The sequence below is a fragment of the Cupriavidus sp. OV096 genome, from assembly GCF_900115455.1.
Classification (GTDB): domain Bacteria; phylum Pseudomonadota; class Gammaproteobacteria; order Burkholderiales; family Burkholderiaceae; genus Cupriavidus.
Genome location: NZ_FOWM01000018.1, coordinates 20,601 through 34,162 on the forward strand (window position 1 = coordinate 20,601; position 13,562 = coordinate 34,162).

Below are 13,562 nucleotides of genomic sequence, written 5' to 3' on the forward strand. Positions count from 1 at the left end.
GCGTGCCCGGTCAGAATCGGCGCGCAGCGGCGCCACGGCCAAGGACCTGTGACGTGCGAATCTGCCAACTGAACCTGACCGATTCCCGAGCGGTGGACCCGGAAGCGCTCGCGCGCACCGCCACACTCGGTTTCGACCATGTATTGCTGGCCGGCTGGGCCATTCCCCATATCCGCCCCGACATCCTGGCAGCGACCTTTGCGGCGTGCCGGTCACATGGGCTGCTTCCCCTGCTCGATCTCGCCCTCGACCGCTTTCCGGCCGAGGCGGCAGGCATGCACGATGGCTGGGTCGACCATGCCCGCCCCGGCGGCAGCCCGGATGCCACGGACAGCCACCTGCCCGGCGTGCGGCTGCGCTGGTACGACGAGGGGCTCGCCCCCGCGCTGGTGGCCTGGTGGAGCGCCCAGATCCGCGAAGCGATCGATGCCGGCGCCGCCGGCTTCTGTTGCCGCGCCCCGTCGCGCGTGCCGGGCCGGCACTGGGCGGAGATCATCGAGACCGCCGGGCGGAGCAGTACTGACAGTACTGAGAACGGCGGCGAAGATCCCGTGTTCCTGGCCTTCACCCCCGGTACCAACCCGCAACAACTGGCCGACCTTGCCACCGCGCCGTTCGACGGCGCGTTCTGCTCGCTCCCGTGGTGGGACTACCGCAGCGCGTGGCTGACCGAGGAGATGGCGCGCCTGCGCGACTTCGGCCGCGTGCTGGCCGCGCCCTCGCTGGCGCCCGACGGCACCGACGTGCTGGCCGCCCGCCGCGCGCTGTGGACCGCCGCCGCCATCGGCGACGGGCTGATGGTGCCGGCCGGCTTCGAGACCGGCGCCCATGGCAGCGCGCCCCTTGATACCGCCCCCGAGGCGCAGTCCGATGGCCATCCCGATGACATCGTCGATGCCCCCTACGACCTCACCCACGAGCTGATCCAGTGCAACGCCTGGCTGGCCGCGCGTGACCCGGCGCCGGCCGTCGCGGTCCGGCAGGTGAGCGGCCCGGACGCGCCGCTCACCGTGCTGGCCCGCCTGCCGCGCCACCTCGCCAATGGTTCGAACGGCGCCACCGGCCCCGCTGCGCTGATCGTGGTGCTGAACCCCTGCCCGATCGAGCCCGCCTCGTTCGGCGCGGACCGCGTGCTGAGCGCGCTGCCGCAGGCCGCCGCCACGTTGCAATCGGCCGATGGCGGCCCCGGCGGCACGCTGGACGCCGCCCACCAGCTCGACCCCAGCGCGACGATCACGCTGGCACCGGCCGATATCCGCCTGTATGAAGCGCTGCCGGTCAGCGCGCAGCCCCGCGCGCGCCGCAATGGCAGCGGCAATGGCAATGGCAATCACCGCAAAGCCATCGACCGCGATCTGGCCACCGCCATGCAGGCGCCGCGCGTGGCCATCGAGAACCTGGCGCCCTCCGCCGACCACGGCCGCTTCGCCGTGCGCCGCACGGTGGGCGAGCGCGTGGAGGTCACCGCCGATATCTGGATGGACGGCCACGACAAGCTCGCCGCCGCCGTGCTGTGGCGCGCGCCGGGCGAGCAGGTCTGGCGTGCCTCGCCGATGACCCCCGTCATCAACGACCGCTGGCGCGGCAGCTTCCCGATCGTGGCGCTGGGCCGCCACGAGTTCACGGTGGAAGCATGGCGCGATACCTTCGCGAGCTGGCTCGACGAGATCGGCAAGAAACGCAAGGCCGGCGTGGACGTGACGCTGGAGATCGAGGAAGGCGCCCGGCTGGTGGCCGCCACGCTGGACACCCCCGAGGGCAGCGCCATCCCCGATGCCGGCGCCCTGCTGGCCGAACTGAAGGCCGCCGCCGGCGACGACGCCCTGCGGCTCGAAATCCTGCTCTCCCCGCGCACCGAAACCGCCATGCACGCCGCCATGGACACCCCCGCCGGGCGCCCGTTCGTCAGCCGCTACCCCACGGCGATGCCGGTAGAGGCAGACCGCCTCGCCGCCCGCTTCGCGAGCTGGTACGAGTTGTTCCCGCGCTCGGAAAGCGGCGATGAAAATCGCCACGGCAACTTCGACGATGTGATCCGCCGGCTGCCGGCCATCCGTGCGATGGGCTTCGACGTGCTCTACTTTCCGCCGATCCACCCCATCGGCCAGGCGCACCGCAAGGGCCGCAACAACAGCCTTAAGGCCGAGCCGGGCGATGTGGGCAGCCCGTACGCCATCGGCAGTACCGAAGGCGGCCACGATGCGCTCCACCCGCAGCTCGGCACGTTCGAGGACTTCCAGCGCCTGCGCCGCGCCGCCGCCGACCACGGCCTGGAACTGGCGCTCGACTTCGCCATCCAGTGCTCGCCGGACCACCCGTGGCTGCGCGAGCACCCCGAGTGGTTCTCGCACCGTCCGGACGGCTCGCTGCGCTACGCCGAGAATCCGCCCAAGAAGTACGAGGACATCGTCAACGTCGATTTCTACGCGGCCCCGCCCGGCGGCGAGCATCTCTGGCAGGCGCTGCGCGACGTGGTGATGTTCTGGGCCGACCAGGGCGTGCGCATCTTCCGGGTGGATAACCCGCACACCAAGCCGCTGCCGTTCTGGGAGTGGATGATTGCCGACGTGCGCGCCAAGCACCCGGACACGCTGTTCCTGGCCGAAGCCTTCACGCGGCCCAAGATGATGGCGCGGCTGGCCAAGCTCGGGTTCTCGCAGTCGTACACCTACTTCACCTGGCGCAACACCAAGGCCGAGCTGACCGAGTACATGACCGAGCTGACGCAGAGCCCGCTGCGCGAGTTCTACCGTCCGCACTTCTTCGTCAATACGCCGGACATCAACCCGTTCTACCTGCACGACGGCGGACGCCCGGCGTTCCTGATCCGCGCGGCGCTGGCGGCGCTGCTCTCCGGGCTCTGGGGCATGTACAACGGCTTCGAGGTCTGCGAGGGCGCGCCGCTGGTGCTGAACGGCGTGGAACGCGAGGAATACCTCGACTCCGAGAAGTACCAGATCCGCGTGCGCGACTGGAACCAGCCCGGCAACATCGTGGCCGAGATCTCGCGGCTGAACCAGATCCGCGCCAGCCATCCGGCCCTGCAGGATCATCTGGGCGTGCGCTTCTACCACGCCAGCGACGACGCGGTGCTGTACTTCGCCCGCTACGTCCCGGCCGAGCCCGGGGGCCCTGCAGGAGGAACCAGCAGCGGCCCCACCTTCGGCAGCGACGTGCTGCTGGCCGCCATCAGCCTGGACCCGCGCGCGCCGCGCGAATCCACGATCGAACTGCCGCTGTGGGAGTGGGGCCTGCCTGACCACGGCGCCCTGCAGGCCGAAGAGCTGATGTCCGGCCGCCGCTTCACCTGGACCGGCAAGGCCCAGCGCATCCGCCTCAATCCGCATGAACTGCCGTTCGCCCTCTGGCACGTCCGGCCCCAACAACAAACCGGAGATACGGCATGAAGCGCGCATCCGACCGCGTCAGCGCCGCCCTGCTCAACGCCGACCCGCTCTGGTACAAGGACGCGGTCATCTATCAACTGCACATCAAGTCGTTCTATGACGCCAATGGCGATGGCGTCGGCGACTTCGCGGGCCTGCTGGCCAAGCTCGACTATCTGGTCAACCTCGGCGTGGACACCATCTGGCTGCTGCCGTTCTACCCCTCGCCGCGCCGTGACGATGGCTACGACATTGCCGACTACCGCAGCGTGCACCCCGACTACGGCACGCTGACCGAGGCCCGCCGTTTCGTGGCGGCAGCCCACGCGCGCGGGCTGCGCGTGATCACCGAACTGGTGATCAACCACACGTCCGACCAGCACCCGTGGTTCCAGCGCGCGCGCAAGGCCAAGCCCGGCTCGGCCGCCCGCAACTACTACGTGTGGTCCGATAACGACCAGTCCTACGCCGGCACGCGCATCATCTTCTGCGACACCGAGAAGTCGAACTGGAGCTGGGACGCCGAGGCCGGCGCCTACTTCTGGCACCGCTTCTACTCGCACCAGCCGGACCTGAACTTCGACAACCCGCAGGTGCTCAACGAGGTGCTGAGCGTGATGCGGTTCTGGCTCGACATCGGCATCGACGGCCTGCGGCTGGACGCCGTGCCCTATCTGGTGGAGCGCGAAGGCACGACCAACGAGAACCTGCCCGAGACGCACGAGGTCATCCGCAAGATCCGCAGCCACCTGGACGAGCGCTACGCCGGCCGCCTGCTGCTGGCCGAGGCCAATATGTGGCCGGAAGACGCCCAGCAGTACTTTGGCGGCGCCAGCGGCGGCGGCACGGCCGACACCACCGGCGCGGCCAGCCCGGACGGCGGCGTGGTCGGCGACGAATGCCACATGGCCTTCCACTTCCCGCTGATGCCGCGCATGTACATGGCCATCGCCCGGGAAGACCGCTTCCCGATCACCGACATCATGCGGCAGACCCCCGAGGTGCCGCCGAACTGCCAGTGGGCGATCTTCCTGCGCAACCACGACGAACTGACGCTGGAGATGGTCACCAGCAGCGAGCGGGACTACCTGTGGGAGGTCTACGCCTCCGACCGCCGCGCGCGCATCAACCTCGGCATCCGCCGCCGGCTGGCGCCGCTGATGGAGCGCGACCGCCGCCGCATCGAGCTGATGAACAGCCTGCTGTTCTCGATGCCCGGCACGCCGGTGATCTACTACGGCGACGAGATCGGCATGGGCGACAACATCCACCTCGGCGACCGCGATGGCGTGCGCACGCCGATGCAGTGGTCGCCGGACCGCAATGGCGGCTTCTCCCACGCCGACCCCGAGCGGCTGGTGCTGCCGCCGCTGCAGGGGCCGCTGTACGGCTACGAGGCCGTCAACGTCGAAGCCCAGAACCGCGACCCGCACTCGCTGCTGAACTGGATGCGCCGCATGCTGGCCCTGCGCCGGCAGCATCACGCCTTCGGGCGCGGCACGCTGCGCTTCCTGTTCCCCGGCAACCGCAAGGTGCTGGCCTATCTGCGCGAGTTCGATGGCGAGCACATCCTGTGCGTGGCCAACCTGTCCCGCGCGCCGCAGGCCGTGGAGCTGGACCTCTCGCAGTTCCAGGGCCGCGTGCCGGTGGAGATGCTTGGCGCCACGCCCTTCCCGGCCATCGGCCAGCTGACCTACCTGCTCACGCTGCCGCCGTATGGTTTCTACTGGTTTGTGTTGAGCGAGGACGCCCAGCCGCCTTCCTGGCACGTGGACGCCCCCGAGCAAATGGCCGATCAAATCACCCTGGTACTCCAGAACAACGCCGGACGCTCGGAACTGACCGAGTCCGCCCGCCGCGCGCTGACCACCGAAGTCCTGCCGATCTACCTCGCCCGCCGGCGCTGGTTCGCCTCCAAGGCGGACCGCATCGAGCGCGTGACCGTGGCCTACGCGTGGCCGATCGCCCGGGTCGGCAACAACGAGGAGGTGTTCCACTGCGAGGTCGAGGTGGCCCTGCCGGGCCGCACCGAGTGCTACCAGCTACCGGTGGCGCTGCTGTGGGACCGCGAGAACACCGAAGGCATGCCGCAACTGATGCACGGCCTGTCCATGGCGCGCGTGCGCCGGGGCAGCCGCGTGGGCGTGGCCACCGATGGCTTCGTGGTGGAGGCCTACGCCCGCGCCGTGGTCAAGGCCATGCGCGACGGCACCGAGGCACCGACCACGCACGGCGTGATCCGCTTCCTGCCCGAGCCAGGGCTGGCCGGGGTGACGCTGGAAGACCAGCCCGTGCAGTGGATGTCCGCCGAACAGTCCAACAGCTCGCTCGCTTACGGCAACAACGGCGTGCTCAAGCTGGTGCGCCGGGTGGCGGGCGGCATCCATCCGGAAGCCGAGATGACGCGCTACCTGACCAGCCAAGGCTACGCACACTCCGCGCCGCTGCTGGGCGAGGTGGTGCGCACCGGCGCCGATGGCACGCCGCACACGCTGATGCTGCTGCAGGGCTACATCCTCAATCAGGGCGATGGCTGGGACTGGACGCTCGACTACCTGAGCCGCCTGATCGACGACGCCATGCCGTCCGAAGACGCCGACGGCGAGTTCGTCGAAGCCATGGCCGGCTATTCGACCATGGTCGGCACGCTGGGCCGCCGTCTGGCCGAGTTGCACGCGGTGCTGGCCCGGCCCAGCGACGAGGCCGCCTTCTCGCCCGAACCCGCCACCGAGGCGCAGGCCGGCGAATGGGCCGAGGAAGCGCTGAAGTCCCTCAACGAGGCGCTCGATCTGCTTGAAGCCCGCCGCCAGAACGCCACCGGCGCCTTCGCCACCGATATCGAGACGCTGGTCGCCGCGCGCGGCAAGCTGCCCAAGCTGGTGGCACGCCTGGCGCAGGCCGCCCCGGGCAGCCTCCAGACCCGCATCCACGGCGATTTCCACTTCGGGCAGGTGCTGATCGCCCAGAGCGACACCTATATCGTCGATTTCGAAGGCGAACCGCGCCAGCCGCTGGCCTTCCGCCGGCGCAAGACCTCGCCGCTGCGCGATGTGGCGGGGCTGCTGCGCTCGCTCGACTATGCGGCGGCCACGGTCGGCACGGACCGGCAGGAGCGCACCCACGCCACGCTGCCGCCCGCGCTGGCGGAGCGCCGCGCCGCGCTGCTGGAGCGCTTCCGCAGCGCCGCCAGCCAGGCCTTCCTGAACTGCTACCAGCAGTCGATGCAGGCCGCGCCGCAGCAATGGGCCGAGCCGGGACAGATGGCGCAATTGCTCGACCTGTTCCTGCTTGAGCGCGCCGCCTATGAAGTGGGCTATGAGGCCGCCAACCGCGTGGCATGGATCGACCTGCCCACGAGCGGGCTGGCCCGGCTCGTCCGCAAGCTGCTGGGAGCCAACGATGGCACGAACTAATAGCGCCACGATGGAACGCACCCCAACGCTGCCCGATGCCGTGATCGACGCGCTGCTGCAGGGCCGGCTGGCCGACCCGTTCGGCGTGCTCGGCCCCCACCGGGACGACCACGGCGTGGTGGTGCGCGCCATCGCGCCGGGCGCCGAATCGGTCTCGCTGGCCGACCGGGCGGGCAAACCTATCGCGCCGATGACCGCGCTGCACCCCGGCGGCGTGTTCGCCGGCCGCCTGCCCGGCACGGAGGCGCCACAACCGGGCGACTACCGCCTGCTGATCCGCTGGCCGGACGGCAACGAGCAATGCAGCGCCGACCCCTACGCCTTCGGCCTGCTGCTGGGCGATCTGGACCTGCACCTGCTCAACGAAGGCCGCCACCTCGAACTCGGCCAGTGCCTCGGCGCGCAATGCCTGACCGTCGATGGCGAAGCCGGCGTGCGCTTCGCGGTGTGGGCGCCCAACGCCCAGCGCGTATCGGTCATCGCCGACTTCAACGGCTGGAACCCGGTGCGCCACCCCATGCGCCTGCGCCACGGCGCCGGCATCTGGGAAGTGTTCATCCCGGAGGCGCTCGGCGCCCACGGCGGCAGCCGCTACAAGTACGACATCATCGGCGCGCAGGGCCACGCCCTGCCGGACAAGGCCGACCCGGTGGCGCTGGCCACCGAACCGCCGCCCGCCACGGCGTCCGTGGTGGCCTGCCGCGGCCACGGCGCCCCGCCATTCCAGTGGAACGACCAGGCGTGGATGGAGAAGCGCGCCCGCGCCGATCCCTATGCCACGCCGATGTCCGTCTACGAACTCCACGCGATGTCCTGGCAGCGCGCCGCCAACGACACCGCGCACGGCTGGGAAATCCTGGCCGACCGGCTGGTGCCCTATATCCGCGACCTTGGCTTCACGCATATCGAGCTGCTGCCGATCACCGAACACCCGTTCGGCGGCTCCTGGGGCTACCAGCCGCTGTCGCTGTTCGCGCCCACCTCGCGACTCGGCCCGCCGGACCAGTTCGCCGCCTTCGTCGATCGCTGCCATCAGGCCGACATCGGCGTGATCCTCGACTGGGTGCCCGCGCACTTCCCCACCGACCCGCACGGGCTGGCCGAGTTCGACGGCACGGCGCTCTATGAGCACCAGGACCCGCGCGAGGGCTTCCATCAGGACTGGAACACGCTGATCTACAACCTCGGCCGCAACGAGGTGCGCGGCTTCCTGCTGGCGGGGGCGGTGCACTGGCTCGAACAGTTCCATGCCGATGCGCTGCGCGTGGACGCCGTGGCGTCCATGCTCTACCGCGACTACAGCCGCGAGCCGGGCCAGTGGGTGCCCAACCGCTTCGGCGGGCGCGAGAACCTGGAGGCCGTGGCCTTCCTGCGCGACCTGAACACCATCGTCCACGAGCGCTGCCCCGGCGCGCTGACCATCGCCGAGGAATCCACGGCGTGGCCCGGCGTGACGGCCAGCGTGGCGTCCGGCGGGCTCGGCTTCGACTTCAAGTGGAATATGGGCTGGATGCACGACTCGCTGCGCTACCTGAGCCAGAACCCGATCCACCGCCCCTGGCATCACAACGAGCTGACCTTCGGGCTGGTCTACGCATGGTCGGAAGCCTTCGTGCTGCCGCTTTCGCACGATGAAGTGGTACACGGCAAGGGGTCGATGATCGGCAAGGCGCCCGGGGACGACTGGCAGCGCTTTGCCAACCTGCGCGCCTACTACGGCTTCATGTGGACGCATCCCGGCAAGAAGCTGCTGTTCATGGGCGGCGAATTCGCCCAATGGCGCGAGTGGAACCACGACGAGGAACTCGACTGGCCGCTGCTGGACCAGCCGCTACACCGTGGCGTGCACTCGCTGGTGCGCGACCTGAACCGGCTGTACCGCGAGCTGCCGGCCCTCCACGCCATGGATCACCGGCCCGAAGGCTTCCAGTGGATTGTCGGCGACGATCACCAGAACAGCGTCTTCGCCTACCTGCGCCGCGCCGCGCCAGACAGCCAGGAGGTGGCGCTGGTGGTCGTCAACATGACTCCGGTGCCGCGCGAGGGCTACCGCCTCGGCGTGCCGTTCGCGGGCGACTGGGAGGAATGCCTGAATACCGATGCCGGCTACTACGGCGGCAGCAACCTCGGTAATGGCGGCCGGGTGGAGGCGTCCCACGCGGCGTCCCACGGCCAGCCGGCCGCGGTCACGCTGACCCTGCCGCCGCTGGCTACGCTGGTCCTGCGCTACCGCCCGCCCCGTTGACACCCCGCTGACACCCTCTGAAAGCTGTCATCACGAGCCACCCAGAATAACCAGAAGAAAGGAGCCATGCACATGGCGATTGCCACGATCGACCGTCTGCTGCCCGGCAAGCCCTACCCCCTTGGCGCGCATTGGGACGGCCTGGGCGTCAACTTCGCAGTCTTCTCCGCCAATGCCACGCGCATCGAGCTGTGCCTGTTCTCCGCCAACGGCCGCAGGGAGATCCACCGCCTGCCGCTGCCCGAATGCACCGACGAGGTCTGGCACGGCTACCTGCCGCTGGCCCAGCCCGGCGCGCTGTACGGCTACCGCGCCTACGGCCCCTACGAGCCGACCCGGGGCCACCGCTTCAACCCCCACAAGCTGCTGCTCGATCCCTACGCGCGGCTGCTGAACGGCCCGGCGCGCTGGTCGGACGCGCTGTTCGGCTACCGGCTCAACAGCCCGCGCGCGGACCTGACGCCCGACCGCCGCGACAGCGCGCCGATGATGCCGAAGGCCGTGGTCGTCGACGAAAGCTTCCACTGGGGCGAAGACCGCCGGCTGGACCGCCCGTGGCCGGAAACCTCGATCTACGAGGTGCACGTGCGCGGCGCCTCCATGCAGCGCGAAGACCTGCTGCCGCACCATCGCGGCACCTTCGCCGCGCTGGCCGATCCGCGTTTCGTCGATCACCTGCACCGGCTCGGCGTGACGGCGGTGGAGCTGCTGCCGATCCACGCCTTCCTGCAGGACCGCTTCCTCGTGGAGCGCGGCCTGCGCAACTACTGGGGCTACAACACGCTGGCGTTCTTCGCGCCGGAGCCGCTCTACCTGTCCGCCAACGAGCTGCACGAGGCCAAGGTGGCCATCCGCCGGCTCCACGCGGCCGGCATCGAGGTCATTCTCGACGTGGTCTACAACCACACCTGCGAAGGCAACGAGCTGGGGCCGACCATGTCCTGGCGCGGGCTGGACAACGCCAGCTACTACCGGCTGATTCCGGGCGACGAGCGCCACTACATCAACGACACCGGCTGCGGCAATACGCTGAACCTGTCGCACCCGCGCGTGCTGCAGATGGTGATGGACTCGCTGCGCTACTGGGTGGAGGCCTTCCACGTGGATGGCTTCCGCTTCGACCTCGGCAGCACGCTGGGCCGCGAGGCCACCGGCTTCGACCCCGGCGCGGGCTTCTTCGACGCCCTCCTCCAGGACCCGGTGCTGTCGCGCGTGAAGCTGATCTCGGAGCCGTGGGACCTCGGCCCCGGCGGCTATCAGGTAGGCAACCATCCGCCCGGCTTTGCCGAATGGAACGACAAGTTCCGCGACAACGTGCGCCGCTTCTGGCGTGGCGATGCCGGCCAGCGCGGCGAACTGGCCGCGCGGCTCACCGGCTCGGCGGACCTGTTCGACCGCCGCCACCGCAAGCCGTGGGCCAGCGTCAACTTCATCACCGCGCACGATGGCTTCACGCTGGCCGACCTCGTCAGCTACAGCAGCAAGCACAACGAGGCCAACGGCGAGGACAACCGCGACGGCAACGACGACAACGCCAGCGCCAACTGGAGCCCGGACGGCAGCGTGGAAGGCCCCACCGACGACGAGCAGATCCTCGAAACCCGTGGCCGCGTGGCCCGGGCGATGATGGCCACGCTGCTGCTCTCCCAGGGCACGCCGATGCTCACCGCCGGCGACGAATGGGGCCGCAGCCAGCAGGGCAACAACAACGCCTACTGCCAGGACAGCCCGCTCTCGTGGCTGAACTGGGAGGACGCCGCCAACCCCGCCAACGCGCCGATGATGGCCTGCGTGAGCCAGTTGCTGGCGCTGCGCCGACAGGTACCGATGCTGACCGAGAACCGCTTCGTGCACGGCCGCTCGCGCCCGGCGCCGGGCGTGCCGGACATCGCGTGGTTCGGGGCCGATGGCAACGAGCTGTCGCCCGAGCAGTGGGCCAATGGCGAAGATCGCACACTGGCGCTGCGCCGCGCCACGCCCGGCAACGGCGAGGACGAGGTGGCGGTGATGCTGCTGTGCCTGAACGCCGGCAACGACGACGTCACCTTCCGCGCGCCGGCCCCAGGCGAGGACTGGCGCGTGCTGTTCGACAGCGCCGCGCCGGATGCCGGCGAAAGCCCGCTTGCGAACGGCGACGACGGCCAGCCCGGCTACACCGTGGTGGCCCACAGCGTGGCGCTACTGCTGGCCAGCGTGCCAAGGGTTCGCAATGAAGACGTCCGCAAAGAGGAACCCCCGCGATGAGCCACGACACCGACGCCCTGCAGCGACTGGCCGAACGCGCCGGCCTGCAGACCCAGTGGCGCGATGCCTGGGGCCGGCCCCAGGCCCTTACCGAGGACGCCCTGCACGCGGTGCTGGCCGCGCTCGACCTGCCCTGCGACACGCCCGGCGCCTGTGAATCCTCGCTCGCGCGGCTCGCCGCCGACGACGCATCCCACCCGCTGCCGCCGCTGCTCACGGCTGATCAGGGCCAGCCCGTGACCGTGCGGTGGGCGCACACGCTGGCGCAGCGCCCCTATCGGCTCGAACTGGAGGATGGCCGCGTGATCGAGGGCATCGCCCAGCGCAATGCGGACGGGTTGATGGAAATCCCGCCGGTAACGGACTGGGGCTACCACCGCCTGCTGCTGGGCGATCTGGCCACCACGCTGGCCGTGGCGCCACCGCGCTGCTACGGCGTGGCCGATGCACTGTCTGCCAACCCATCCGCCAACCCGCGCGCGGTACATGCGAGCAAGCCGTGGGGGCTCTCCGTGCAGCTCTACGGCCTGCGCCGGGGGGCGCCCACCGGGCTGGGCGATCTCACCACGCTGGCCCTGACCTGCGAGGCGGCCGCGCGCGAAGGCGCCGACGCCGTCGCCATCAACCCGCTCCACGCCGGCTTTGCCGCGCTGCCGGCGCGCTACAGCCCCTACGCGCCGTCGAGCCGGATCTTCCACAACGCGCTCTACGCCGACCCCGCCGCCGTGTTCGGGCAGGACGCGGTCGATCAGGGCATCGCGGCGTTGAACATCGGCCACCGGCTGGCCGCCGCCGAGGCGCGCGACGAAATCGACTGGCCCACGCTGTCCGTGGCACGCCATGCGCTGCTGCGCTGGCTGTGGGACCGCCATGACACCCTGCTCAGCACGGACGCCCAACAGGCCTTCGCCGCCTTCCGCGCGCGCGGCGGCAGCGGGCTGCTGGCCCACGCCTGCTTCGAGGCCATCCAGGCCAGCCTGCTGGCGCAGGCCAGCAATGACGGGGATGACGCGCGGCGACAAGCGGCATCCGACTGGCGCCAATGGCCGGTCACCCTGCGCTCGCCAGACAGTTCGGCGGTGGCCGCCTTCGAGACCCAGTTTCCGCAGGAGATCGGCTATCACGCCTTCCTGCAATGGCTGGCCGCGCACGGGCTGGACACCGCGCAGCACCGCGCGCGCGCCGCCGGCATGGCCGTGGGACTGATCGCCGACCTCGCCGTGGGCACCGATCCCGGCGGCAGCCACGCGTGGATGCGCCAGACCGAGATCCTCAACGGCTTCCACGCCGGCGCGCCGCCAGACGTCTACAACCCGCTCGGGCAGGACTGGGGCGTGGCGGTGTTCTCGCCGCGCGGGCTGCGCCGCAACGGCTACGCCGCCTTTATCGAGATGCTGCGCGCCAACCTCGCCCATGCCGGCGGGCTGCGCATCGACCACGTGCTGGGGCTGGCGCGGATGTGGCTGGTGCCGGCCGGCGCGCCGGCCACGGCGGGCGCCTACCTGACCTATCCGCTGGATGACCTGTTGCGGCTGGTGGCAATCGAGTCGTGGCGGCAGCGCGCCATCATCATCGGCGAGAACCTCGGCACGGTGCCGGAGACGCTCAACACGGCACTGGCCGCGCGCGGCGTGATGGGCATCGACGTGCTGTGGTTCGAACGCCAGCCGGCGGACGAGGATGCTGCCGAAGACACCGACACCCCCGCCCCGTTCCTGCCGCCCGAGCAATGGCCCGCGCAGGCGGTAGCCACCACCACCACGCACGACCTGCCGACCATCGCCGGCTGGTGGGCCGGCCACGACATCGCCTGGCGCGCGCGGCTGCATCAACTGGGCGAGGGGGAGACCGAAGCCGGCCTGATGGCGATGCGCGCCGCCGAGCGCACGGCGCTGTGGCAGGCCATGTGCGCGGGCGGGGTGGTCGATGGTGCCGAGCCCGACGCGGCGTCCGCCCCCGTGGAAGCGGTGCTGCGCTGGCTGTCCCGCGCGCGGACCCCGCTACGGCTGGTGCCCGTGGAAGACCTGCTGGGCGCCGCCGAGCAGCCCAACCTGCCCGGCACGGTGACCGGGCACCCCAACTGGCAGCGCCGGCTCGACGCCGATGTGCGCGAGCTCTTCGATCATGCGGACGTGCGCGTGCGCGTGGCGGCGGTGCGGGGGGATGGTTGAGATGGGCGTGGTCGGTAGGGGGGCGCCGTCCCTCTCCCCCGCCCCTCTCCCGGAGGGAGAGGGGAGAAAACCCTCGGTGGTCTCCCCTATCGCCCTCGGAGAG

Annotated in this window: 5 protein-coding genes; all 5 read left to right on the forward strand. The window is 70.5% G+C overall.

Annotation, left to right across the window (positions count from 1 at the left end):
- Window positions 1-53: 53 nt before the first annotated feature.
- The 5 genes from BM115_RS25805 to malQ all read left to right on the forward strand — a co-directional run bounded on the left by BM115_RS25805 (window position 54) and on the right by malQ (window position 13,459).
- Entirely contained in the window at window positions 54-3,407 is a 3,354-nt protein-coding gene (locus tag BM115_RS25805; protein ID WP_255370991.1) for an alpha-1,4-glucan--maltose-1-phosphate maltosyltransferase, read from the forward strand.
- Complete coding sequence (treS, locus tag BM115_RS25810) at window positions 3,404-6,799, forward strand: maltose alpha-D-glucosyltransferase (RefSeq protein WP_092301394.1); 3,396 nt, start codon at window positions 3,404-3,406, stop codon at window positions 6,797-6,799. The genes BM115_RS25805 and treS overlap by 4 nt, the downstream gene beginning before the upstream one ends.
- Window positions 6,786-9,044, forward strand: a complete 2,259-nt coding sequence (glgB, locus tag BM115_RS25815; protein ID WP_092301397.1) for a 1,4-alpha-glucan branching protein GlgB — start codon at window positions 6,786-6,788, stop codon at window positions 9,042-9,044. The genes treS and glgB overlap by 14 nt, the downstream gene beginning before the upstream one ends.
- Window positions 9,045-9,116: 72 nt before the next feature.
- Window positions 9,117-11,288 (forward strand): glycogen debranching protein GlgX, encoded by a 2,172-nt coding sequence (gene glgX / locus BM115_RS25820; RefSeq protein ID WP_092301400.1) that lies wholly within the window; start codon window positions 9,117-9,119, stop codon window positions 11,286-11,288.
- Window positions 11,285-13,459, forward strand: a complete 2,175-nt coding sequence (malQ, locus tag BM115_RS25825) for a 4-alpha-glucanotransferase (protein WP_092301403.1) — start codon at window positions 11,285-11,287, stop codon at window positions 13,457-13,459. Before glgX ends, malQ begins: the two co-directional genes overlap by 4 nt.
- The last annotated feature ends 103 nt before the right edge of the window (window positions 13,460-13,562 follow it).